General features: G+C 74.5%; 19 protein-coding genes. 10 read left to right on the top strand and 9 right to left on the bottom strand.

Translation table 11 applies throughout. The features are described from left to right. Positions 1 to 3: 3 nt before the first annotated feature. The 6 genes from hypB to ACFYMO_RS02445 all read left to right on the top strand — a co-directional run bounded on the left by hypB (position 4) and on the right by ACFYMO_RS02445 (position 7556). Positions 4 to 789: a hydrogenase nickel incorporation protein HypB gene (gene hypB, locus ACFYMO_RS02470; RefSeq protein WP_366770478.1), complete on the top strand. Its 786-nt coding sequence runs from the start codon at positions 4 to 6 to the stop codon at positions 787 to 789. Further along, on the top strand, positions 776 to 3190 hold the full coding sequence (gene hypF / locus ACFYMO_RS02465) for a carbamoyltransferase HypF (RefSeq protein WP_388543601.1): 2415 nt from the start codon (positions 776 to 778) through the stop codon (positions 3188 to 3190). The genes hypB and hypF overlap by 14 nt, the downstream gene beginning before the upstream one ends. A gap of 23 nt (positions 3191 to 3213) precedes the next feature. After that, positions 3214 to 3537, top strand: coding sequence for a HypC/HybG/HupF family hydrogenase formation chaperone (locus ACFYMO_RS02460; protein WP_366770480.1), 324 nt, complete (start codon positions 3214 to 3216; stop codon positions 3535 to 3537). After that, positions 3534 to 4661, top strand: a complete 1128-nt coding sequence (gene hypD / locus ACFYMO_RS02455) for a hydrogenase formation protein HypD (RefSeq protein ID WP_366770481.1) — start codon at positions 3534 to 3536, stop codon at positions 4659 to 4661. Before ACFYMO_RS02460 ends, hypD begins: the two co-directional genes overlap by 4 nt. Positions 4662 to 4782: 121 nt before the next feature. Beyond that, positions 4783 to 5772, top strand: coding sequence for a hydrogenase expression/formation protein HypE (gene hypE / locus ACFYMO_RS02450; RefSeq protein WP_366770542.1), 990 nt, complete (start codon positions 4783 to 4785; stop codon positions 5770 to 5772). A 101-nt stretch (positions 5773 to 5873) separates the two neighbouring features. Continuing rightward, the gene (locus ACFYMO_RS02445) at positions 5874 to 7556 is read left to right on the top strand and encodes an enoyl-CoA hydratase-related protein (protein ID WP_366770482.1); all 1683 of its coding nucleotides are present in this window, start codon (positions 5874 to 5876) and stop codon (positions 7554 to 7556) included. 135 nt (positions 7557 to 7691) lie between these two features. On the opposite strand, the gene ACFYMO_RS02440 is transcribed toward ACFYMO_RS02445, so the two are convergent. Beyond that, positions 7692 to 7928, bottom strand: coding sequence for a chaplin (locus ACFYMO_RS02440; protein ID WP_366770483.1), 237 nt, complete (start codon positions 7926 to 7928; stop codon positions 7692 to 7694). Between the two features lie 724 nt (positions 7929 to 8652). On the opposite strand from ACFYMO_RS02440, the gene ACFYMO_RS02435 reads away from it, so the two are divergent. Then, entirely contained in the window at positions 8653 to 10521 is a 1869-nt protein-coding gene (locus ACFYMO_RS02435) for an ABC transporter ATP-binding protein (RefSeq protein WP_388543598.1), read from the top strand. A 66-nt stretch (positions 10522 to 10587) separates the two neighbouring features. Here ACFYMO_RS02435 and ACFYMO_RS02430 read toward each other — a convergent pair whose 3' ends face one another. Together ACFYMO_RS02430 and ACFYMO_RS02425 are read right to left on the bottom strand one after the other, a co-directional pair. After that, positions 10588 to 11247, bottom strand: a complete 660-nt coding sequence (locus ACFYMO_RS02430; RefSeq protein WP_388543597.1) for a hypothetical protein — start codon at positions 11245 to 11247, stop codon at positions 10588 to 10590. Then, positions 11244 to 12131 carry an ATP-binding cassette domain-containing protein gene (locus ACFYMO_RS02425; protein WP_388543595.1) on the bottom strand — a complete coding sequence of 296 codons (888 nt, stop codon included), beginning with the start codon at positions 12129 to 12131 and terminating at the stop codon, positions 11244 to 11246. The genes ACFYMO_RS02430 and ACFYMO_RS02425 overlap by 4 nt, the downstream gene beginning before the upstream one ends. Before the next feature lie 967 nt (positions 12132 to 13098). Here ACFYMO_RS02425 and ACFYMO_RS02420 point away from each other — a divergent pair. Then, positions 13099 to 13314 (top strand): hypothetical protein, encoded by a 216-nt coding sequence (locus ACFYMO_RS02420; RefSeq protein ID WP_366770486.1) that lies wholly within the window; start codon positions 13099 to 13101, stop codon positions 13312 to 13314. Positions 13315 to 13428: 114 nt separating this feature from the next. Here the strand turns inward: ACFYMO_RS02420 and egtD are convergent, their stop codons facing one another. From egtD to egtA, 4 genes are read right to left on the bottom strand one after another with little or no spacing between them, the layout of a single operon-like run. Then, positions 13429 to 14430 (bottom strand): L-histidine N(alpha)-methyltransferase, encoded by a 1002-nt coding sequence (gene egtD / locus ACFYMO_RS02415; RefSeq protein ID WP_366770487.1) that lies wholly within the window; start codon positions 14428 to 14430, stop codon positions 13429 to 13431. After that, entirely contained in the window at positions 14427 to 15182 is a 756-nt protein-coding gene (gene egtC / locus ACFYMO_RS02410; RefSeq protein ID WP_366770488.1) for an ergothioneine biosynthesis protein EgtC, read from the bottom strand. Before egtC ends, egtD begins: the two co-directional genes overlap by 4 nt. Positions 15183 to 15222: 40 nt before the next feature. Beyond that, a complete protein-coding gene (gene egtB, locus ACFYMO_RS02405; RefSeq protein WP_388543592.1) occupies positions 15223 to 16557 on the bottom strand; it encodes an ergothioneine biosynthesis protein EgtB in 1335 nt (444 codons plus the stop codon). After that, on the bottom strand, positions 16551 to 18092 hold the full coding sequence (gene egtA, locus ACFYMO_RS02400) for an ergothioneine biosynthesis glutamate--cysteine ligase EgtA (RefSeq protein WP_366770490.1): 1542 nt from the start codon (positions 18090 to 18092) through the stop codon (positions 16551 to 16553). Before egtA ends, egtB begins: the two co-directional genes overlap by 7 nt. Before the next feature lie 710 nt (positions 18093 to 18802). Here egtA and trxA point away from each other — a divergent pair. Beyond that, positions 18803 to 19195, top strand: coding sequence for a thioredoxin (gene trxA, locus ACFYMO_RS02395; RefSeq protein ID WP_360302936.1), 393 nt, complete (start codon positions 18803 to 18805; stop codon positions 19193 to 19195). A 131-nt stretch (positions 19196 to 19326) separates the two neighbouring features. Here trxA and ACFYMO_RS02390 read toward each other — a convergent pair whose 3' ends face one another. Continuing rightward, positions 19327 to 20709, bottom strand: coding sequence for a carboxypeptidase regulatory-like domain-containing protein (locus ACFYMO_RS02390; protein ID WP_388543590.1), 1383 nt, complete (start codon positions 20707 to 20709; stop codon positions 19327 to 19329). A 156-nt stretch (positions 20710 to 20865) separates the two neighbouring features. On the opposite strand from ACFYMO_RS02390, the gene ACFYMO_RS02385 reads away from it, so the two are divergent. Further along, complete coding sequence (locus ACFYMO_RS02385) at positions 20866 to 21507, top strand: TetR family transcriptional regulator (RefSeq protein ID WP_366770492.1); 642 nt, start codon at positions 20866 to 20868, stop codon at positions 21505 to 21507. Positions 21508 to 21613: 106 nt separating this feature from the next. On the opposite strand, the gene ACFYMO_RS02380 is transcribed toward ACFYMO_RS02385, so the two are convergent. After that, positions 21614 to 22681, bottom strand: coding sequence for an ATP-dependent DNA ligase (locus ACFYMO_RS02380; protein WP_366770493.1), 1068 nt, complete (start codon positions 22679 to 22681; stop codon positions 21614 to 21616). Between the last annotated feature and the right edge of the window lie 173 nt (positions 22682 to 22854).

The raw sequence follows: 22854 nt of genomic DNA, 5'->3' as shown, positions 1-22854 counted from the left end.
GCCATGTGCCGTGTCTCCGATCTGCGACAGGCCGTGCTGGAGCGCAACGACACCCGGGCCGAACGGCTGCGCGCCGAACTGGCCGCGCGCGGCACGGTCGTCGTCAATCTGCTCTCCAGCCCGGGCAGCGGCAAGACGGCGCTGCTGGAGACCGAGCTGCGGCTGGCACGGGAGCGGGGCGTCGCGGCGGCGGCCCTGACCGCGGATCTGGCCACCGAGAACGACGCCCGACGGCTGGCCCGGTCCGGAGTGCCGGTCAAGCAGGTGCTGACCGACGGACTGTGCCATCTGGAGGCCGACATGCTCGCCGGGCATCTGACCGGGTGGCTGCCCGAGGCCACCCGGCTGCTGTTCGTCGAGAACGTGGGCAACCTGGTCTGCCCCGCCTCCTACGACCTGGGCGAGTCGCTGCGTGTGGTGCTCGCCTCGGTCACCGAGGGCGAGGACAAGCCGCTGAAGTACCCCACCGCCTTCGGGCTCGCGCAGCTCGTGGTCGTCACCAAGCAGGACCTGGCGCAGGCGGCCGGGTTCGACCGGGAGGCGTTCCTGGCCAACGTCCGGCAGGTCAATCCCGGCGTGGAGGTCGTCGCCACCTCGGTGCGCGACGGGCTGAACCCCGGTGTGCTGCTGGAGCGCGCACTGGCGGTGGGCGCCGGAGCCCCCGCGCACCGGCCGGTGATGGCCCGCCCCGCCGGACACTCGCACGGCGGACCGCACACGCACGACGGGACGCGGGGACACGGCGGACCGCACACGCACGACGGACCGCGCTCCCATGTCGGAGGCTGACCTCTGCGGGGCCGAGCGCAGCCGTGTGCTGGTCCGCGGCGTGGTCCAGGGCGTGGGGTTCCGCCCGCACGTGTACGCGCTCGCCGGCCGGCTGGGGCTCTCCGGCCACGTCACCAACACGGGCGAGGGAGTGGTGGCCGAGGTCGAGGGCGCCGGAGAGGCGGTCGCCGCCTTCCGCGAGCGGATCGGGGCCGAGGCTCCGCCGCTTGCCGTGATCGAATCGGTCAGCCACGAGCCGCTGCCCCCCGCGGGCGGTTCCGGCTTCCGCATCCTCGCCTCCCGTCCGGCCACAGGGCGCCGCACCCTGGTGGCGCCGGACACGGCGACCTGCGACGCCTGTCTGCGCGAGATGACCGACCCGGCGGACCGCCGCTACCGGCACCCGTTCATCACCTGCACGGACTGCGGACCCCGCTTCACCATCGTCACCGGACTGCCCTACGACCGGGCCAACACCACGATGGCGCGGTTCCCGATGTGCGAGCGGTGCGCGCGCGAGTACCGGGACCCAGGCGACCGGCGCTTCCACGCGCAGCCCGTCGCCTGCCATGACTGCGGACCCCGCGTCCGGCTGCTGGGGCCCGCCACATCGGCGTCGGGGCCGGCCGAACTCCCCGGCGAGCCGGTGGCCGCGGCCCGGCGGCTGCTGGCCCGGGGCGCGGTCGTCGCGGTGAAGGGCCTGGGCGGCTACCACCTGGCCTGCGACGCGGCCGACGAGCGGGCGGTGGCGCTGCTGCGCCGCCGCAAGGCGCGCGGGGACAAGCCGTTCGCGGTGCTGGCGCGCGAGGTGGCCGACGTCGAACACCTCGCCCACGTCGGCCCGGTCGAACGGGCACTGCTGACCGGCGGCCGCCGCCCCATCGTGCTGCTGCGCCGCCGCGCCGCCGCCGCGGCGGCCGGTCCGGCCCCCGCCCCCTCGGTCGCACCCGGCAGTCCCGACCTGGGGGTGCTGCTGGCCTACACCCCGCTGCACCACCTGCTCCTGGGCCTGCCCGGCGACCCGCCCGGGCCGCGGCTGCTGGTCCTGACCAGCGGCAACCTCGGCGGGGAGCCGATCGCCACCGGCGAGGAGGAGGCCCTGGAGCGGCTGGCGCACCTCGCCGACGCCTTTCTGACCCATGACCGGCCCATCCATGTGCCATGCGAGGACTCGGTGGTGCGGGTGTGCGGCGGCGAGGAGCTGCCGGTGCGCCGCTCCCGCGGGTACGCGCCGCTGCCGCTGCGCCTGCCGGTGCCGGTCCGGCCCGCGCTGGCGGTCGGCGGCGATCTGAAGAACACCTGCTGCCTCGGCACGGGAATGCAGGCCTGGCTCTCCGCCCACGTCGGGGACATGGACGACCTCGCGACGCTGCGCGCGTTCGCCCGCGCCGAGCAGCAGCTCGAGGAGATCACGGGCGTCGCCCCCGAGGTGCTGGCCGCCGACCGCCACCCCGGGTACCGGTCGACGGGGTGGGCCGGGCGGAACGCCGCGGGCCGGCCGCTGCGCCACGTCCAGCACCACCACGCCCATGTGGCCTCAGCGCTGGCCGAGCACGGGCTGGACGGCTCCTCGCCGGTCCTGGGCGTCGCCTTCGACGGAACCGGGTACGGCGATGACGGCGCCGTGTGGGGCGGCGAGTTCCTCCTGGCCGACTACGACGGGTTCATCCGGTACGCGCATCTGCGCTACGCCCCGCTGCCCGGCGGCGACGCGGCGATCCGGCACCCCTACCGGACGGCTCTCGCCCAGCTGTGGGCCGCCGGACTGCCCTGGGACGCCGGGCTGCCGCCCGCCGCGGCCTGCACGGACACCGAGCGGCGGGTGCTGGAGCGGCAGTTGGGGCAGAACCTGGGCTGTGTGCCGACCTCCAGCATGGGGCGGCTCTTCGACGCGGTGTCCTCGCTGGCCGGGGTGTGCCAACGGGCCGGATACGAGGCACAGGCGGCCATCGAGCTGGAGGCGGCCGCGGCAGCCTGTCCGGAGCCGGATCCGGGCGGCTACGACTTCCCGTTGCGCCCGGCCGCGGAGGACGGCGGCAGCGGCGCCGCCGACCCGCCCCGGCTCGCCGACCCGGGGCCGCTGCTGGCGGCCGTGGTCCAGGACCTGCGGGTCGGGGTGCCGCGCGAGGTGATCGCGGCACGGTTCCACACGGCCGTCGCCGCACTGGTCCGGTGCACCTGCACGGCGGCACGCGAGCGGTACGGGGTGGCGACCGTGGTCCTGACCGGCGGGGTGTTCGCCAACGCGGTGCTCTCCCGCGCCTGCGCCGGCGCGCTGCGCGCCGACGGATTCACGGTGCTGCGGCACCGGCTCGTCCCGCCCGGGGACGGCGGGCTGGCGCTGGGCCAGCTCGTGGTCGCGGCCCGCGCAGGGGCGGGCGAGCCTCCTATCCCGCCGCTGACCGGTTACGCGGCGCACTGACCACCGTCGAACGAGGAGAGGCCATGTGTCTGGCGGTACCCGGAAAGGTCCTGCGGATCGAGGAGCGTGACGGCACCCGGATGGCGTCCGTCGACTTCGGCGGGGTGGTCAAGGAGGTGTGTCTGGAGTACGTGCCCGATCTGCGGGTCGGTGAGTACACGATCGTCCACGTCGGCTTCGCACTGCAGCGGCTGGACGAGGACTCGGCGCGCAGGACCCTCGAGCTGTTCGAGAATCTCGGGCTGCTGGAGGAGGAGTTCGGCGATCCGTGGCAGGCCGCGGAGGCGGAGCAGCGCGCCGACGCCGTCCCGCAGCCCGGCGACGCGCAGCGGGAGGTGCGGCTGTGAAGTACATCGAGGAGTTCCAGGACCCGGAGCTGGCCGGGAAGCTGCTGGAGGACATCCACGCGACCGTCACCCGGCCCTGGGCGCTGATGGAGGTGTGCGGCGGGCAGACGCACTCCATCATCCGGCACGGCATCGACCAGTTGCTGCCCGAGGAGGTCGAGCTGATCCACGGGCCCGGCTGCCCGGTGTGCGTGACCCCGCTCGAACTGATCGACAAGGCGCTGGAGATCGCCTCCCGGCCCGGGGTGATCTTCTGCTCGTTCGGCGACATGCTGCGGGTGCCGGGTACCGGCCGGGACCTGTTCCAGGTCCGCGCGGAGGGCGGCGACGTCCGGGTCGTCTACTCGCCGCTGGACGCGCTCGCGCTGGCCCGCGAGAACCCGGACCGCGAGGTGGTCTTCTTCGGCATCGGCTTCGAGACGACGGCCCCGCCCAACGCCATGGCCGTGCACCTGGCGGCGCGGGAGGGACTGCGCAACTTCAGCCTGCTCGTCTCCCACGTGCGGGTACCGCCCGCGATCGAGGCCATCATGGACGCGCCGCACTGCCGGGTACGCGCGTTCCTGGCGGCCGGGCACGTGTGCAGCGTCATGGGCACCGAGGAGTACCCGGAGCTGGCCGAGCGCCATCGGGTGCCGATCGTCGTCACCGGTTTCGAACCGCTGGACATCCTGGAGGGCATCCGCCGGGCGGTGCGGCAGCTCGAGGCGGGCCGGGCAACGGTGGAGAACGCCTACCAGCGGGCCGTCGTGCCGCAGGGCAACCCGGCGGCGCGGGCGATGCTGGACGAGGTGTTCACGACAACCGACCGCGGCTGGCGCGGCATCGGCGTCATCCCGGACAGCGGCTGGCGGCTGGCGCCGCGCTTCGAGGAGTTCGACGCGGAGCACCGGTTCAGCGTGGCGGGCATCACCACCCGGGAGCCCGCGGCCTGCCGCAGCGGCGAGGTGCTGCAGGGGCTGCTGAAGCCGCACGAGTGCGAGGCGTTCGGCACCACCTGCACCCCCCGCACCCCGCTGGGCGCCACGATGGTCTCCAGCGAGGGTGCCTGCGCCGCCTACTACCTCTACCGCCGGCTCGGCGGGACCACGACCGCACCCCTGGAGGCGAGCACCGTTGACTAGCATCGAGGCCGTCGGACCGACGGCCGACGCGGGCCCCGGGGCCCCCGCCGGCGACCGCGCCGTGCCGGACCCGTCCGGCTGGACGTGCCCGGCACCGCTGCGCGGCCACGAGCGGATCGTGATGGGCCACGGCGGGGGCGGTGCGCTCTCGGCGGAGTTGGTGGAGCAGATCTTCGCGCCCGCATTCGGCGGCCCCGCACTCTCGTCGCTCGCCGACTCCGCGGCGCTGGAGATGGGGGGAGTCCGGCTGGCGTTCTCCACCGACTCCTTCGTGGTGCGGCCGCTGTTCTTCCCCGGCGGCAGCATCGGCGACCTGGCCGTCAACGGCACGGTCAACGATCTGGCGATGAGCGGTGCCCGGCCCGCCTACCTCTCCTGCGGGTTCATCCTGGAGGAGGGGGTGGAGCTCGGGCTGGTGGGGCGGATCGCGGAGGCGCTGGGCGCGGCGGCCCGGACGGCCGGTGTCGAGGTGGCCACCGGGGACACCAAGGTCGTGGAGACGGGGCGCGGCGACGGCGTCTACCTCAACACCGCCGGGATCGGGCTGATCCCGGACGGGGTGGACATCCGCCCGCAGCGGGCGGCACCCGGCGACGTGGTCATCGTCAGCGGCGCGGTCGGCGCGCACGGGGTCGCGGTGCTCAGCCGACGTGCGGGGCTGGAGTTCGAGGTCGGCATCGAGAGCGACTGCGCGGCCCTGAACTCCCTGGTGGCGGACATGCTGGCGGTCACGTCAGAACTGCACGTCCTCCGCGACCCGACCCGTGGCGGCGTCGCCGCCGCGCTCAACGAGATCGCGGCGGCCGCCTCGGTCGGCGTCGTCCTGAGGGAGCGGGCGGTCCCGGTGCCCGAACAGGTCGCCGCCGCCTGCTCCATGCTGGGCCTGGACCCGCTGTACGTGGCGAACGAGGGCAAGCTGCTGGCATTCGTGCCCCGTGCGGAGGCGGACGCGGTGCTCGCCGCGATGCGCGCGCATCCGCTGGGGGCGCAGGCCGCCGTGATCGGCGAGTGCGTCGAGGACCACGCCGGGATGGTCGTCGCCCGCACCGGGCTGGGCGGCACCCGGGTCGTCGACCCGCCGCTGGGCGAACAACTCCCGCGTATCTGCTGAGCCGTGTCCGCTCAGCCCCGCTGTGCTCGGCGGATCCGCCCGGACGGATCCGCCGGGCCGGACCCCGAAGCACCCCAACGAGCCATCACCAGGAGGTCGTGGTGCGGATCCTGCTCATCGCGAGCGCCTTCAACAGTCTGACCCAGCGTGTTCAGGCCGAACTGCGGGACGCCCGCCACACCGTCGCGACCGAGGTGATCGGCGACGGCGACGACGTGCGGCGCGCGGTGGACCGGCACGGCCCCGAGCTGGTGGTCGCGCCGATGCTGCGCACCGCGGTGCCCGCGGACGTGTGGTCCCGGCTCACCTGCCTGATCGTGCATCCCGGTCCGCCCGGCGACCGCGGGCCCTCCTCGCTGGACCGGGCCGTCCAGGCGGGCCGCACCCGCTGGGGGGTGACGGTGCTGCAGGCCGAGGCGGAACTGGACGCGGGCCCCGTCTGGGCCTCGGCGGAGTGCACCCTGCCGGAGGGCACCGGCAAGAGCGACCTGTACCGGGGGGAGGTGGCCGACGCGGCACTCGAAGCGCTCCGCAGCGCGGTGGCCCGGTTCGCCTCCGGCAGCCACCGTCCGCATCCCCAGGACGGGGTGGAGCCGTCGGCGAGTCCGCGGATGCGGCAGGACGAGCGGCGGATCGACTGGCGGACCTTCCGGACGCTCGACGTGCTGCGCACCCTGCGGGCCGCCGACTCGCAGCCCGGGGTGCTGGACGAACTGCTGGGAGCGGAGTGGTTCCTGCACGGCGGACACGCCGAGGACCAGCTGTACGGGACCCCGGGCGAGATCCTCGCCACCCGGGCCGGCGCGATCTGCCGCGCGACGGTCGACGGCGCGGTGTGGATCCCGCAGCTGAGGCCGCGCCGTTCCGCGGGCGGGCCGCGGACCTTCCGGCTGCCCGCGACTCTCGCGCTGGGCGAGCGGCTGCCGGACGTACCGGAGCGTCCGGCGCCCCTGGAGCTCGCGCCCGAACGGCACACCCACACCGAGATCCGCTACCGGGAGCGGAGCGGCGTCGGGTTCGTCCGCTTCTCCTTCCCCGGCGGGGCGATGAGCACGGTGCAGTGCCGGCGGCTGCTGGCCGCCTACCGGTACGCGTGCACCCGGCCGACCCGGGTCGTGGTGCTGGGCGGCACCCGGGACTTCTTCTCCAACGGCATCCATCTGGGGGTCATCGAGGCCGCCTCCGATCCGGCCGCGGAGGGCTGGGCCAACATCCAGGCCCTCGACGACGTGGTCGAGGCGGTGCTGACCACCACCGACCGGCTGGTCGTCGCCGCGCTGGGCGGCAACGCGGCGGCCGGGGGCGCGATGCTGGCCGCCGCCGCCGATGAGGTGTGGTGCAGGGCGGGAGCGGTGCTCAACCCGCACTACCGGCTGATGGGCCTGCCCGGGTCGGAGTTCTGGACGTACACCTTGCCGCGGCGCGTCGGGCCGGAGATCACCGAGGCGCTGATGCGGGACGCCGAACCGATGAGCGCCGCCACGGCGCGCCGGATCGGGCTGGTGGACCGGGTGCTGCCGACCTCGCCGAGCGGCTTCGCACCGCGGGTGGCGGAGCTCGCGGCGGCGCTGGCCGAGGACCCGGCCACCCACCAGCGGCTGGCGGTGAAGAAGACCAACCGCGCGCGGGACGAGGCCACCGAGCCGCTGGCCGCCTACCGCGACCGGGAGCTGGCGGCGATGCACCGGGTGCTGTTCGATCCAGCCGCCCCGCACCACGCGCTGCGCCGGGCCTTCCTGCGCAAGGAGCCCCCGCCCGGCACCGCACCGGAGCTGCGGGGTTAGCGCTCCCGCACCGTCCGCGCCCCAGCGCCACCGCGCCCCCGAACGCCCCGCCTTCGGCGGGGCGTTCGGGGGCGCCGCCCGTGAACCCGCGCGGGCACGGGAAGGACCCGGGGCCGCGCGCCGGCCGGTGCCGCGTCAGTCGCTGACGCAGGCGTTCCCGAAGGAGGGGTTGAGCAGCGCGAGGATGTCGACGGTGTTGCCGCACAGTTGGACCGGAATGTGCACCGGGATCTGCACGACGTTGCCGGACAGCACTCCCGGCGAGTTCGCCGCGCCGCCCTGGGCGCCCGCGTCGGCGGACGCGGCCGTGGCCCCGCCGAGCACGGCGGTGGCGGCGAGACCGAAGGCGACAGCCGCGGTACGGATGCGCATGGTGATCCTCCCTGTGTTCGATGTGCCGGACGCGGACAAGAGTGCACCCGGGTATGAACCGGGCATTCCGTCGCCACGCCCACGCGACAGGCGCCCACTCGATCGGACGAGCTCGCGGGCCAACGGCGCACCACCGCACCAGTCGTGGACCCGGCAGCGGACACCCCGCCCTTCAGGGACGGCCTGCCACACACCCAGCCCGCCGTCGTCCGGCCGCCCGGCCGCAATCCCCCGGAAGAGCGATCCGGCCTCGTTCGAATGACATCCGCACCCGGCGGCGGCCGCAGCAGGCGCCATCGCCGCGCATCAGAACATCTGTGCACCAACTACCCGTTACAGCGGCCTGTTCGGGACCGTTTCTGGAGCACGTGTACCCCTCGCCCATCCGTCCGGAGGATGCCGTGTCATCTGCACCTGTTCAGCCTTCCGAGCGACCCGTGGTCGAACAGCCCGCCCGTGTCGATCCACCGACACAGCGCGACGTTGACAGCGCCCCCGCACCCTTCGCGCGCCACGGGGAGTGGTCGGCATGACCGGAAGCACTCAGCGCCCCGGCACCGGCGACAGCCCGGGCACCGGCCGCGGCCCGGCCCGCGGCGCATCCGGGCCGGACGGCACACCCGCCGAACAGACCGCGGCGCGGACCGCGGCCCCGCGAGCGTCGCCGGAGCCGCCACACGTGCCGCGGCAGACACCGGGTGCACAGCATTCCGCGGATCCGGAGATGCGGTACGTCGACCTGACCGGGAGCCGGGAGGCGGCCGGTCGGTCGATCCGGCTGCTGGACATGGCCCGGCGGCTGCCCCGGCTGGTGCGCCGGTCGTTGGCCCTGGCCTGGCAGGTGGACCGGCCCGCCACCGCAGGGCTGCTGGCCTGTCAGACCGTCTCGGGCGTGCTGCAGGCACTGGGGCTCCTCGCGATCAGCGGGACGCTGACGGCGCTGCTGGCCGACGGCGACGTCTACCAACGACTGCTGCACGCCTGGCCGTCCGTGGCGCTGCTGGCGGGCGCCGCAGGCGCACGGGCCGTGCTGGGGATCACCGTCAACTGGCTCTCCTCCCGGCTGGGTCCGCTGATGACCCGCGAGGCGGAGCGGATGCTGCTCGACGGCTGCACGGAAGTCGAACTCGCCGCCTATGACGAGCCGGACTTCAACCGCGACCGGGAAGCGGCCGAGCGGGGCGCACAGGTCACCGGCGACCTGATCGACGAGGGGCAGGACCTGATCGCCTCGGCGGCCTCCTTCGCGGCCGGAGCGGTGGTGCTGGCCGGGGTGCACCCGGTGCTGCTGCCGCTGCTGATGGCCGCGAGCCTGCCCCAGGCCGTCTCGCAGGTCAGCGCAGCGCGGGTGCGCTACCTCGCCAACCTGCGCTCCAACGGCGACAACCGGATGCTCGCCGTGCTGCGCTGGCACATCTACACGCGGGATGCCGCCGACCAGATCCGGGCGGGCACCATGGCCCCGTTCCTCTCCGACCGGTACCGGCGCACGGTCGCGCGGATCAACCGGGAGGACCGCTCAGCAGCCGACCGCGGAGCGCGGTTCTCCCTCGTGGGCGCGGTGTGCGGAGGTGCGGGGTCGGCGCTGGTGTGGGCGGCGGTGGTGTGGCTGCTGGCGACCGGCCGCATCAGCGTGGGCAGCGCGGGAGCCGCGGTGTTCGCGCTGCAGACGGCGGGCCGGTCCGTCCGCGGACTGGTGGCCGTCGGTTCCCGGGCCGTGCGCACCGGGCTGTACATGGACGACTGGACGCGGTTCCTCGACCGCGCCGGTGGGCACCGGCCACGCCGCGGCAGCCATCGCCCCGGACCGCCGGGAACCATCGAGATCAGCTCGGTGACCCACCGCTACGCGGGTCAGGAGCGCGACGCGCTCACCGGCGTCTCCCTCACACTGCACCGCGGCGAGGTGACCGCGCTGGTGGGCTTCAACGGCTCCGGCAAGACGACGCTCTCGAAGCTGGTCGCCGGCCTGTACCTGCCCACCGAGGGGCAGGTGCGGTGGGACGGAACCGCCACCGCGGACGCCGACGCGCAGGCGCTGTGGTCGCAGGTGGCCCTCGTGCCGCAGGACTACGCGCACTGGCCGTTGACGGTGCGGGAGAACATCACACTCGGGCAGCCCTCGGTGCACGGAGACGCGGCGGTCCTGGAGGCGTGCGAGGCCGCCGGTGCCGATGACGTCGTCACCGGGTTGGGCTCCGGCCTGGACACCCTTCTGGCCCGGGAGTGGCTGGGCGGGGAGGAGTTGAGCGGCGGCCAGTGGCAGCGCATCGCCCTCGGCAGGGCGTTCTTCCGCCGGGCGGGGCTGCTGGTGCTGGACGAGCCGACCGCCAACCTGGATCCGCGGGCCGAGTACCGCATCTTCCAGCGGCTGCGGGGCCTCGCCCGCGAACGGGTCGTGCTGCTGGTGACCCACCGCCTCGCCAACCTGGCCGTCGCCGACCGCATCGTCGTCCTGGACGGCGGTCGGGTCGTCCAGGACGGCACCTACCAGGACCTCGCCGCACAGCCCGGGCTCTTCCGGGAACTGCTGTCCTACCAGGTCGCCTCGGACGCTTCCGGCCCGGGTCCCGGGCCGGAAGCGCACCCATGACCCCGCCCGGTGTCCCCACCCGGCGCTGCGGGGCCGCGGCTCCCGCTGCGTGCAGCGGTGCCCCGGCTACCCCCTCCGGACGGCGACGAACTGGGCGAGCGAGGCGGCCCCGGCCAGGAGCACGGCAGCGAGCGCGAGCATGCCGCCCGCCGGGGCCAGCAGCTTCGCCGGGTCGGGGGTCGTCGACATCAGGGTGAACAGCCGGTTGACCGGCGGCATCCCCTTGGGGAGGAGGGCGAGCATCACCAGCGCGACGGCGCTCACCAGCGCGTACCCCTGGCGTGCGAAGACCGCCCGGGAGCACAGCACCCCGATCGCGGTGCCGACGAGTGCGCACGTGAGCTGGGCCTCCACTCCCAGCAGGAGACCGTACAGGGTCACGTGGTAGCGCCCCAGCCACAGCGGGAGGACCAGTCCGAAGACCATCAGCACCCCGCAGCTCAGCAGAGCGGTGCCGATCGCCGCGAGGAGGACCTTGAGCGAGCGGCCGCCGGAGGCGACGACGACGATCGCCCGCTGGGCCGGCTCGTCCAGGCTCATCAGCGCGACGGTCAGCCATGTCGAGCAGACGAACAGCGCACCGGCGGAGGACGCGTAGGCGGGAGGCAGCGCCCCACTGCCGTTGACGGTCAGCACGCCCAGCAGGCCCGCGAACAGGAGCAGTGGGGCGGCATAGCGCTGGGTGTGCAGCACGGTGGCGAACGTGTAGCGGATCAGGGCGATCACCGGGCGCCTCCCCGCACGGCCGCGTCCTGCTCCGGGAAGCCGGAAGCGCCGCCTGTCACCCGCGCCACCGACCAGCCGTGCCGCAGTGCGGTGAGCAGCAGCGCGTCGGTGGCCTCGCCTGCCACTCGCAGCGTGACCCCCGAGGCTCCGCAGCGCACGGACAGCACGCCGGCCAGCTCCTCCCAGACCAGCTCCCGGGGCATGCGCCGGCCCGGGTACCCGGTCAGGACGACTTCGCAGGAGGTCCCCTGACCGGTCGGGGCGGACTCCGGTCCGCGCAGCGAGACGCGTCCGTCGCCGACGGTGTAGGTCCGCGTGGCCCGGGTCCGCGTCACCGACTCCCGGTGATCGGTGAAGAGCACCGTGCCGCCGGCGTCGGCGATCTCGGTCATGATGTCGGCCACGACCGCGTGGGCGGGCGCATCCAGCCCCGACCACGGCTCGTCGAGGACGAGCAGTCCGGGCTCCACCAACAGCGCTTGGGCGAGCGCGACCTTCCGTGCGTTGCCCTTCGACAGCTCGCGCAGCGGGGTGTGTTCCCCGCCCACCAGGGCCATTCTCTCCAGGAGTTCGTCCGCGCGCGCGGCGGCGGCCCGGGTGGACAGCCCGCGCACCCGGCCCAGATGGGTCAGGTAGGCGGCCGCCGACATGCGTTCGCCGGGCGAGAACCGGTCGGGCACGTATCCCACGACCGCAGGCCGCGCCCCCACCCGGCCGCGCGTCGGCCGGGACAGGCCCACCGCGATGCGCAGCAGGGTGGACTTGCCCGAGCCGTTCCCGCCGGTGAATGCCACGATCTCTCCGGCGGGGACGGCCACCTCGACGTCGCGCAGAAGCCAACCGCCCCGGCCGTAGCGCTTGCTCACCGCGTGCAGATGCACCAACTGAACTCCTCCGTCCGGTCCGGCGGCACCGGATGTGTGCGCGGCGGTACCGGCCGGTCGCGGCGGCGCCCCCTCCGCGGCGCCTCGGCGACACCTCCGCGCGGCCGGGACGCCTCGCCGCCGTCCCGAACCGCCTTGTCCGTACGACTGATCGGATTCTCCGCTGTCGCGATCCGTCCGCGCCACCGGGAAGCGCTCTTCTACCGGCGCGCGGCACCCGCGGGGAGCACCGGTGCGAAATGAGCGGACACCGCGTGAACTTCCGCGCCGCGGCCCGCATCGGACTCCGCGGACGACGCACCGCGCCGCGGCTCCGGGCCGCGGCGGCTCTACGGGAGAGCCGTGCGTGAGAGGAGCACAAGCTGCCTGTTGGAGGAGTTCATGTAGTCCTGGCGCTCTCGTGTCGCTCTCGGTCTCGCCGCCGGTGCGGCAGCGGTCACCGTGCCGCTGACCGCCACTGCCGCCTTCGCCGCCGGACCTCCGTCCGGCGACGGGCGGCAGCCGGTCGGCGGCGAGTCCTTCGACTCCTGGCAGGCCTGCTAAGACCAGATGCAGGCGGACCTGCCGCTGAACCCGCAGTACCACGAGGCCACCTGCGTCCACGACCCGCAGCCCGGTCTCCCCGACTTCTACTCGGAGTGGATGCGCTGAGGCGCCGCCGGGCAGCGTCCGCTCGGCGCTCCCCGGCGCTCCGGGCCCTTCCGCCGCCTCCATGACCCGGCCGTCCCCGCCACCTGCGTCCCGGTGGCGGGGACGGCTGCCGTGCGCGGTCTCCGCGACCCGGCCACGGGGGTTGTGCCGCTTCGCGGAACCCGTCGGCCGTGGCCCGCACGGGGGAACGCCCGCGGCGACGCCCTGCGCCATTCGGGTCGGTTGTGCCGTGTCTTTCATATATTGCTCTGTAATGCCCGGGTGTCTGGCGACCATGGACCGGTACTTGTTCTTCCGGACCTTCTCGGAGGTTTTCATGCGCACGCGCACCCTCACGCGCTCCCTCGCCGTCGGCCTGGCCACCCTCGGCCTGGCCGCTGCCGGCACCGCCTCGGCGGTGGCCGGGGGCCACGGGCACAACTGGGTTCACAAGGAGATCCACTGCAAGAAGGTCCACGTCAACATCTCGGACGACGACCACATCGTCAGCAACTCCGTGGGCTTCGTCTTCGGCCCGATGCAGAACGACTGACGGCTGAGGGCCGGTCCGCAGCAGACCGGCCGCACCCGTGACGGGCGTGGAGAGGCCCACCCGCGAACCTCCAAGGACCGGGCCCCTCCACGCCTTTCGTCGTGCCCGGCCCGCTCAGCCGGCCGGCCGCACGCGCGCGTCCGGATCCGGGCCCGGCACGGCGAGGCTGAGCGCGAACCGGCCTCCGGGATCGGTCCACCACCGGCACAGCCGCATCCCGGCCGCGGCCAGCTCGGCGTGGACGGAGGCTCTGCGGAACTTCGCCGAGATCTCGGTACGCAGTTCCTCCCCCGGCCGGAAGTCGACACTCAGGTCGACGGCGGGGAGCTTGGCGCTGAGCGCTCTGCGGGCCCGCAGCCGCATCTCGATCCACTCGTGCTCGGCGTCCCAGGCGGCCACGTGGGTGAAGTCGGCGGGATCGAAGTCCGCGCCCAGTTCGCGATTGAGGACGTGCAGGACGTTCTTGTTGAACTCGGCGGTGATCCCCTCCGCGTCGTCGTAGGCGGCGACGAGTACGGCGGGATCCTTGACCAGGTCGGTCCCCAGCAGCAGGGCGTCCCGCGGTCCGAGCCTGGACCGCAGGGAGGCCAGGAAGCGAGCCCGGTCGGCGGGCAGCAGGTTGCCGACCGTGCCGCCGAGGAAGGCCACGACCTTCGGCTCCGGGCACTCGGGCAACGGCAGCTCCTGCTGGAAGTCCGCGACCAGCGCGTGCACGGTCACCCCGGGGTGGTCGGCGAGCAGCGCGTGTCCGGCCTCGGCCAGCGCGGACTCGCTGACATCGACGGGCACATAGGTCAGCGGGGCACCGAGCGCGGTCAGCAGCAGCCGGGTCTTGTACGAGGAGCCGGAGCCGAGTTCGACCAGGGTGCGGGCCCCGGTGAGTTCGGCGATCCGCGGTGCCGCGTCCCGCAGGATCCCGGCCTCGGCCCGGGTGGGGTAGTAGGCGGACAGCTCGGTGATCTGCTCGAAGAGCTCGCTGCCCCGGGCGTCGTAGAACCACTTGGGCGGCAGGCTCTTCGGGGTGCGGGCCAGCCCCCGGGTGACGTCCGCCGCCAGCGCGGCCGCCGTCGCGTTCGCGGGCAGGGCACGGGTGAGGGTGAACCGGGACGGGGTCACGCGCGGAACTCCTTCAGGGCGGTCAGCTCGATGCCGCCCGGGTCGCCGGTGAGCAGATGGGTGTCGGGAACTGGCCGCCACCCCGGATCCGCGTCGTGCGGTTCGGAGGCGACGGTGAGGGACGTGCCGGGCTCCAGCAGGTACCAGAGGGTGTCGCCGGAGGCGGTGGCGGCCAAAGTACGGCCGTCGGTCAGCAGGAAGTTGAGCCGCGAGCCGGGCGCCGCGCCGGCGAGCTCGACCGCGGTCGCGGCCAGCGCGGCGCCGGGGGCCGTGCCGACCCGCAGCCGGTGCCCCACCAGCGCCCAGGCCAGCGCCGAGTCGCAGCGGGCCTCCAGGCCCAGCAGTTCCTCCGGCGGCAGGGAGGCCGCCAGCGGCGCCAGGGAGGCGGGCCAGCCGGGCAGCGCGCCGTTGTGGCTGAAGAGCCACGGCCCGGCGGCGTAGGGTGCTGCGGCCGCCTCGCCCGGGGCGCAGCCGCTGGTCGCGTCGCGTACCGCGGCAAGCAGCGCGCGGGTGCGTACCACCCGGCACAGGTCGGGGAAGAAGCCGTCCGCCCAGATCGGTCCGGCTCTGCGGTAGCGGGCCGGCACCGGGTCGCCGTCGGCGTACCAGCCCACGCCGAAGCCGTCGGCGTTGACCGTGCCGTGCGCCTGGCGGCGCGGTGCCCACGACTGGCGGTGCAGCGAGTAGGGCGGCGCCAGCAGCAGCTCGCCCACCGTGCGGGCGGGGCCCAGGTGGGCCAGGTGCCGGCACATCAGCGGTGCTCCGGGGTGCGGCCCGGCCGGCCGACGGCGCTCACGCGGTCTCCTCCGGTGCCGGAGTGCGGGCGGTGCGGAACCCGGCGAAGATCTGCCGGCGCACCGGATGGTCCCAGTTGCGGAACGTCGCGCGCGCCACCACCGGGTCGGTGCCGAAGCACCCGCCGCGCAGCACCTTGTAGGCGGGGCCGAAGAAGACCTCCGAGTACTCCCGGTACGGGAACGCGGTGAAGCCCGGATACGGGGCGAAGTCGCTGGAGGTCCACTCCCAGACGTCGCCCATGAGCTGCCGCACACCCAGCGGGGAGGCTCCCTGGGGGTAGGCACCGGCCGGCGCCGGGCCCAGATGCCGCTGGCCCAGGTTCGCGCGGTCGGCTCCGGGCTCGGCCTCGCCCCAGGGGAAGCGCAGGTCGCCGCCGGTACGGGGGTCGTGGCGGGCCGCCTTCTCCCATTCGGCCTCGGTGGGCAGCCGCCGCCCCGCCCAGCGGGCGTAGGCGTCGGCCTCGTACCAGCTGACGTGCATCACCGGCTCCGCTTCCGGCACGGGTTCGCGCACCCCGAAGCGGCGCCGCCACCAGCCACCGTGCTCCTGCTTCCAGAACAGCGGCGCCCGCAGCCCGTTGCGCCGTACGTGATCCCAGCCGGCCGCCGACCACCAGCGCCGGTCGGCGTAGCCGCCGTCCTCGACGAACCGGAGGTAGGCGGCGTTGCTGACCGGAACGGTGTCGATGCAGAAGACCGGTACCTCCCGGCGGTGCGCGGGCCGTTCGTTGTCCAGCGCCCAGGGGTCGTCGTCGGTGCCCATGGTGAACGCTCCCCCGGGCACCAGCACTTCGCTGGGGAGCGGGCCGGCGCCGTCGGGAGGGGCGGGCGGCGGCGGAGCGCTCAGCGCGGCAGGCCCGCGCCGGAGCTGGTGGGTGATGAGCATGGTCTCGGCGTGCTGCTGCTCGTGCTGGGCGATCATGCCGAACGCGAAACCGTCCGCCTCCAGCGGGCGCCCGGCCAGTTCCGCGCGTTCCAGCACCCGGAACGCGTGCCCGCGGACCTTCGCCAGATAGGAGCGGGCCTCGTCCGGCGGCAGCAACGGCAGCGCAGGGCGCTCGGCGCGCGGGTGCTCGAACGCGTCGTAGAGCGAGTCGATCTCGGGCCGCAGCGGCGCCTCCCCGCCCACGGCACGCAGCAGCCACTGCTCCTCCTGGTTGCCGATGTGCGCCATGTCCCACACCAGCGGGGACATCAGCGGCGAGTGCTGAGCCGTCAGTTCGGCGTCCTCGACGCAGTCGGAGAGCGCCAGGGTGCGGGTCCGGGCCCGGGTGAGGGCCTCGTGGGCGTGGGCGCGCAGCTCGGCGCGCCCCTGGTCGGCGGTCACCATGGTTCTCCCTGCTGGCCGGGGGCGGTCTCGGAGGTGCCGGGCCGGTGGCCGGTGCCCGCGCGGCCGGCAGCGCCCGTAGGGCCGTGGGTGTCCGTACGGTCACCCTTGTGCCCGCCGCCGGCCGGGTCCGTACGGTCGTCGGCGGGGCAGCGGCCGGGGCGGATGTAGCGGGCTTCGAAGTCCGCCACCGCGGCCCGCACCCGCCGGCCGGCACCGAGTCGGGGCAGCGCCAGGCGGGCGAGGCCGAAGCAGTCGCGGGCCGCGGCGTGCAGTTCGGGGTCGGCCAGTCCGTCCCTGGCCGCGCGCTCCCACAGCGCGTTGCGGGGCGCCGGCCCTTCGGCGGTGAGTTCGGCCAGCGGCTTGACCACCCGGTAGGCGCTCTCGCTCGCCTCCGCGTCGTCGAACAGGGCCGTGGTCACCGCGAGCGGGACGATCCAGCCGTCCGGGCCCGGCTGCGCGTCGATCATCCGCAGCTCCAGATGGCCCCGGGGGCGCACGGGCGGGAAGAGGGTGGTCAGGTGGTAGACGAGATCGTCGAGCAGGGGCGGACGGAGGGCGCCGGGTCCGGTTCCGGGGCGGCTGCTGCGCCGGATCCACTGACGGAACGTCATCCCGTCCGCCGGGACCGTCCACGGGCCCCGCGCGGAGCGGACGCAGAGCAGGGGCGCGTCCAGCACATACCGCGCCCAGGCCTCCCGGGGACTGTGTCCGCCCCCGGGAGGGGCGAGGTTGCGGTATCCGTCGAGCGCGGCCCAGACACCCTGCCGTGCGGAACGCCACCCGGCCCAGGGCCCCTCGCCGGCCGGGGAGTTGGCGAACGCCGCAGTGAGCACGGCCCCCAGCAGGTGTGCGAGCAGCCAGCGGCGGCCCATCCCGAACGGCCCCGGCTCGGCCGTACCGGCGTCCAGGCAGACCTGCACGGACGCGGTGGAGCACATCATCGCCCGACCGGCGGGGCCGGTGCGGTCGAAGTACGCCTCCATGGCGCGGTACCGCCGGTCCTCAAGCAGCCGGAGCGGTGGGCGGGGGTCGAGCCCGTGGCCCACCAGTGCGATGCCGTGCCGGTGCAGCCGGGCGCGGGCGGCGGTGAGATCCGCCGAGACCGTGCGGACGCAGGAGGACAGTGAGGGCGCGGGCTGGGAGCTGAACTCCAGCTGTCCGCCCGGCTCGACGGAGATCGCGGAGGAGAGCGGCACCTCGCGCAGCGCGGTGGCGGCGGCGCGGAGGGCGGTTGCCCCGACCCGGGCGACGGGTCGGTGGGGGGACCCGGTCTGCGGGGGCCGGTGGGGGTACGGGGGCTGCGGCGCCCCGGACCGGTGGGGCGGTGCGGGGCCTGCGGCCCCGGCGGGTGGGGAGTGCGGTGCGCGGGGCCCGGTGTCGCCGCCGGAGGCGGGCGGCAGCGGGCGGACGAGCCATTCGAGTTCGACCCCGACGCGGCGCGGCGGTCCGGTCTTGAAGCAGATGCCGTGCACGTAGGCGAGCGCCGCCGCCTCACTGAGCGGTTCGGCCCGGTACGCGTGCCCCTCGCCGGTCATCCGCCACCTCTCGTCGAGCCGATGGTCTGCCGGGCGGAACGCGAGCTGCCCGCCTCCATCAGAGCCGGTCCCCATTCCCGTGGGGGGAAACACCTGCGCGGCCGCCGCACCGCACGAATCCGGCCGGGCCGCAACCGGTCGCGCCCGCACCGCCGGCGGTGCGGCCCGCCGACGGAGTGCGAGGATGCGGGGCCCGGCGGGGCCCGCGGCGGCGAGCTCCGTGCGGGTGCGCAGAGTTGGCGGAAAGCCCGCTCCCCCGGCCCCGCTCCTCCGGCGCCGCTGCGGCGGACGTACGCGGGCTCGCCCGTGCGGGCATCGGTCGCGATGCCGGAGGCCCTTCGGAGAGGGGCGGGATGTCCCCTGCGGAACGGGATTACCCGGTGCGCGCGGGCCGGACCGCGAGCCGGACCGGCCGACCGGGCCCGGTCTGTCCGCGGCCGCCGGGAGGGTGCCGGGCCGCTTCGCCCTGCATATGCCGTACCACTCTCCGCACCGGTGCGGGGACCCGGGCCGCTCGGGGACGCCCGCCGGTCCGCGCGCCCCCGGGGGGGGAATCTCCGCCGGTCACACACCCGGCCGCGCCGCCACGCGCCCGGGTGTGGTGCGATGTCCTGTACCGGAAGCGGTCTCGGGGAATGTGGACCCCGGCACAGACCGTTGTCCGGTGCCAGGGCGCGGCCCGCCCTGATGCCCCCACCGCAGGAGACAGCATGAGCACCATCGAGCTGACCAAGGAAAACTTCGAGGAGACGGTCTCCGGGAACGACTTCGTCCTGATCGACTTCTGGGCGTCCTGGTGCGGCCCGTGCCGCAGCTTCGCGCCGGTCTACGAGGCCGCCGCGGAGCGGCACTCGGACCTGACGTTCGCCAAGGTGGACACGGAGGCCCAGCAGGAGATCGCCGCCGCCTTCGAGGTGCAGTCGATCCCGACCCTCGCGATCATCCGGGACCGCACCCTGGTGTTCTCGCAGCCCGGCGCGCTGCCCGAGGCCGCGCTGGAGGACCTGATCGGCCAGGCCCGCGAGCTGGACATGGAAGAGGTGCGGCGTGCCGCCGAGGCCGAGGCCCAGGCCGCGGAGGGCGGGGAGAACCCCGGCGCCTGAGCCGCCGCAGCAGCACTTGAGGACGGCCGTCCGGCGATCGCCGGGCGGCCGTCCTCCTGCGGTTCCGCCCCCGTCACTCGCCGCCCGCCCGTCGGTGGCACCCGGTGGCCGGACGGGAACCGGCGGGGGCGTCAGGCGGGCACGTGCCGGGAGGCCAGCCGGACGTCGTGGCGGACCGGGTGGCCGTCGCGGACGTGTATCCGGGCGACGGCGGCGAGCCGGTCGGGGCTGCTGGCGATGACGTTCACATACTGGTCGGCGAGGCCGGCCACCGCGTACTCGCCGCGCCCGTCGGTGATCGCGCGTATCAGCTCCCTGCCGTGGGCTCCGGTGACCGTGATGGCGACCCCGGCCAGCGGCCGCCCGTCCTCGTCGGTGACCTGCCCCGTCAGCCCGGGGTCCGGCAGGCCCAGCCGGTGGTGGTGCGGGGCGACGGCGCTGGGCTGCGGCAGTTCGAAGGCCGGGTCCTCGACCGGCGGCTCGGCGGGCTCGGTCTCCTCGGTCTCCTCCTGCGCCTCCTTGCGGGCCGCGCGGCGCTCCTTCCACGCGCCGAGGGCGATGAGGGCGGCCCCGGCGGCGACCCATGCGCAGATGACCAGGGCGTGTCGCCCGATGTCCTTCCCGTCGAAGTAGAACAGCCCGCGGAGCGCCTCGATCAGGTTGCCCATCGGCATGACCGGATGCAGGGCCCGGAAGAAGCCGGGCACCATCTGGACGGGGATCGCGCCGCCGCTGGAGGGCATGCTGAGCAGGACGAACAGGCCCATCGCCACGCCGGGGAAGAACTGCTTGCAGAACGGGACGAGCCCGTAGGAGGTGAGGGCGACGGCCTGGGTCATCAGGAAGACCAGCGGAACGGCGAGCAGGTCGTTCGGTATCACGTCCATGGAGCGCGCCACGAGGAAGGCGACGACGCTCTCCACCACCCCGACGGAGATCAGGGTGAGGATCTTCTTGCCGCGCCCCAGGGTGGTGGCGCGCAGCAGCATCATGACGCTGATGTAGGACGGGATGGTGCAGGCGAGGACGAGGTAGAAGAGTCCGGTGCCCATCCCGTCGCCAGGTGCGGTGGGGGCCGCCTCGTGGACTTGGAGCGTGCCGCCGCTGTGCTGCGTCACGCCGGTGAAGGTCTTCTGGAGGACCCCTTCGAGCGAGTAGCCGTCCGCCTTGGCGACGTAGAGCCGGGGGTGCTCGGCGTCGGGCACGAAGCCCGCCGTGGCCGCCCGGTCGGTGACCGCGTCGTGTGCCGCCTGCGCGTCGGCGACCTGGTGGACGTCGAACGCTCCGGGGCTCTGCTGTTCGAGGGCCTGTCCGAGCTGGTGGGCCGTCGGCCCGGCGACGGCCACGTCCACGTGGTGCGGCACCGGGTTGTGGAAGGGCAGCAGGTAGCAGACGAGGAAGCCGGTGAAGAAGAACGCCGGGAACCAGAGCGTCTCCGCCAGGGTGCGTACGGTCGCGCCGAGCGCCGCGGGGCTGCCGCCCGTGCGCTCCGGATCCGCCTTGTGTTCCGCCATGGACAGGGTCCGCCTCCTCGTGCGTACGGCGCGGCAAAATAAGTGGCCTAGCCAACGATTAGAGAGGCTAACAGAAACCTGCAGTGCTGCAAAAATGCACTACTGTAGAAACCACCGCAGCACGGGCAGTGACCGGAACCAGCACGGGGAGCACAGATGGCCGCCCAGCCCACCGGAACCGACGCCCGAGGGCTCCGGGAGCGCAAGAAACTGGAGACCCGTTCGGCGCTGCGCGCCGCGGCGGTGCGGATGTACCTGGAGCGCGGCCCGGCAGCCGTCACCGTGCAGGACATCTGCGAGGCCGCGGGAGTCTCCCAGCGCACCTTCTTCAACTACTTCGAGACCAAGGACGACGCGGTCTTCGACTGGGACCGCCGACTGGCCGGGCAGCTCGTGGAACTGCTCACCGCCCGCCCCGCGAGCGAGCCCCCGCTGGAGGCCGTGCACCGGACACTCCGCACCGCCATCCCGGCCCTGGTCGCCGACGCCGGCTGGCGGGATCGCCGACGGCTGCTGGGCACCTATCCGGAGCTGGTCCCCAAGCTGCTGCACAGCAACAGCCATCTGGCGGAGGCCCTGGCCGCAGCGGTCGCCCAGCGCACCGGACTGCCTCCGGACGCCCTCTACCCCCGGCTGCTGGCCGGCGCCGGACTGACCGTGCTGCGCTCCTCGATCCGGGCCTGGGACCCGGAATCCCCCGCCGAGGACCTGCTGGCGGTGCTCGACTCCTGCTTCGCCTCGCTGGCCGCCGGACTGCCGCGCCCCGAAGCCGACGACCCGGTGCACTCGGCGCGCTGACGCCCCGGTGCACCCGCAGGCTCGACGCCCCGGCGTACCACCCCTGCCCGCACCGGCCGATGGCGCGACACGGCCTGCGGAGCCGCCCGGGGAGCGGCCCGGGGCCTCAGCAGCCGCCCAGCGCCGCCTCCAGGTCGTAGTGCACCGGCTGCTCGAGCTGCTCGTACGTGCACGAGCGCGGCTCGCGGTCCGGGCGCCAGCGGCGGAAGAGCACCGTGTGCCGGAAGCGTTCGCCCTCCATGTGGTCATAGGCCACCTCGCACACCCGCTCGGGCCGCAGCGGCACCCAGGAGGCGTCCTTGCCACCGCTCCACCTGCTGGGCGCGCCCGGCATCCTGCCCTCCTGCTGCGCTTCCTCCTCCGCCCAGCGAGCCCACGGGTGCTCCTCCGGGCGGTCCGTCCGCAGCGGTGCCAGCTCCCGCATCAGCTCGCGCCTGCGCGCCGCCGGGAACGCGGAGGAGGCACCGACGTACCGGAGCACGCCCGAGGCGTCGTGCAGCCCGAGCAGCAGGGACCCGAGCGCCTCGGGGCCGCTCTTGTGCGGACGCAGGCCGGCCAGCACACAGTCGGCCGTGCGCTCGTGCTTGATCTTGAGCATCACCCGCTCCCCCGGCCGGTAGGGCAGCTCCGTCCGCTTGGCCACCACGCCGTCGAGTCCGGCGCCCTCGTACTGCGCGAACCACTCCCGCGCCACCGCGCTGTCGTGGGTCACCGGCGCCAGGTGCAGCGGCGGGCCGCACCCCTCCAGCACGGACTCCAGCATCCGGCGGCGCTCGGAGAGGGGCTCCCCCATGGCGTCGGTGTCGCCCAGGGCCAGCAGGTCGAAGGCGACGTAGGAGACGGGCGTCCGCTCGGCGAGCAGCCGCACCCGGGAGGCGGCCGGGTGGATGCGCTGCTGGAGCGCCTCGAAGTCCAGCCGCCCGCCAGCCGGCAGCACGATCTCGCCGTCCAGCACGCAGCGCTCCGGCAGCCGTTCCCGCAGCGCCGCGACGAGTTCGGGGAAGTAGCGGACCAGGGACTTGCCGGTCCGGCTGAGCAGCTCGACCTCGTCGCCGTCCCGGAAGACCAGGCAGCGGAAGCCGTCCCACTTGGCCTCGTACTGCATGCCCTCCGGGACGGCGGACACGGCCTTGGCGAGCATCGGGCGTACCGGGGGCATGACAGGCAGTCGCATACTCCGACTGTGCGGACCGGCGGCGGTTCCCGCGCGCCGGATGCTCCCTTCCGGTGAGCGCCGGCACCACTCCGGCCGTCGGGCGGCACCGCGTGCCCGAGGGGGCCCGTCGGATGAGCCGCACCGCGTCAGCCGGTCACCGCCCCGCGGCGCGGGAGCGGCAGCCGGGCGGC

This window comes from Streptomyces sp. NPDC007025 (assembly GCF_042869455.1).
Taxonomy (GTDB): Bacteria; Actinomycetota; Actinomycetes; order Streptomycetales; family Streptomycetaceae; genus Streptomyces.
The sequence above is the reverse complement of the archived record's forward strand: the minus strand, read 5'-3'. Positions and strand labels throughout refer to the sequence as shown.

Bases quoted from the DNA above. Each gene is read 5' to 3' on its own strand.
- ACFYMO_RS02420 (WP_366770486.1), top strand. From the start codon at position 13,099: ATGCGCACGCGCACCCTCACGCGCTCCCTCGCCGTCGGCCTGGCCACC.
- ACFYMO_RS02385 (WP_366770492.1), top strand. From the start codon at position 20,866: ATGGCCGCCCAGCCCACCGGAACCGACGCCCGAGGGCTCCGGGAGCGC.
- ACFYMO_RS02380 (WP_366770493.1), bottom strand. From the start codon at position 22,681: ATGCGACTGCCTGTCATGCCCCCGGTACGCCCGATGCTCGCCAAGGCC.
- hypB (WP_366770478.1), top strand. From the start codon at position 4: ATGTGCCGTGTCTCCGATCTGCGACAGGCCGTGCTGGAGCGCAACGAC.
- ACFYMO_RS02440 (WP_366770483.1), bottom strand. From the start codon at position 7,928: ATGCGCATCCGTACCGCGGCTGTCGCCTTCGGTCTCGCCGCCACCGCC.
- egtA (WP_366770490.1), bottom strand. From the start codon at position 18,092: ATGACCGGCGAGGGGCACGCGTACCGGGCCGAACCGCTCAGTGAGGCG.
- ACFYMO_RS02390 (WP_388543590.1), bottom strand. From the start codon at position 20,709: ATGGCGGAACACAAGGCGGATCCGGAGCGCACGGGCGGCAGCCCCGCG.
- egtB (WP_388543592.1), bottom strand. From the start codon at position 16,557: ATGGTGACCGCCGACCAGGGGCGCGCCGAGCTGCGCGCCCACGCCCAC.
- hypF (WP_388543601.1), top strand. From the start codon at position 776: ATGTCGGAGGCTGACCTCTGCGGGGCCGAGCGCAGCCGTGTGCTGGTC.
- ACFYMO_RS02435 (WP_388543598.1), top strand. From the start codon at position 8,653: ATGCGGTACGTCGACCTGACCGGGAGCCGGGAGGCGGCCGGTCGGTCG.
- hypE (WP_366770542.1), top strand. From the start codon at position 4,783: ATGGGCCACGGCGGGGGCGGTGCGCTCTCGGCGGAGTTGGTGGAGCAG.
- ACFYMO_RS02460 (WP_366770480.1), top strand. From the start codon at position 3,214: ATGTGTCTGGCGGTACCCGGAAAGGTCCTGCGGATCGAGGAGCGTGAC.
- trxA (WP_360302936.1), top strand. From the start codon at position 18,803: ATGAGCACCATCGAGCTGACCAAGGAAAACTTCGAGGAGACGGTCTCC.
- egtC (WP_366770488.1), bottom strand. From the start codon at position 15,182: ATGTGCCGGCACCTGGCCCACCTGGGCCCCGCCCGCACGGTGGGCGAG.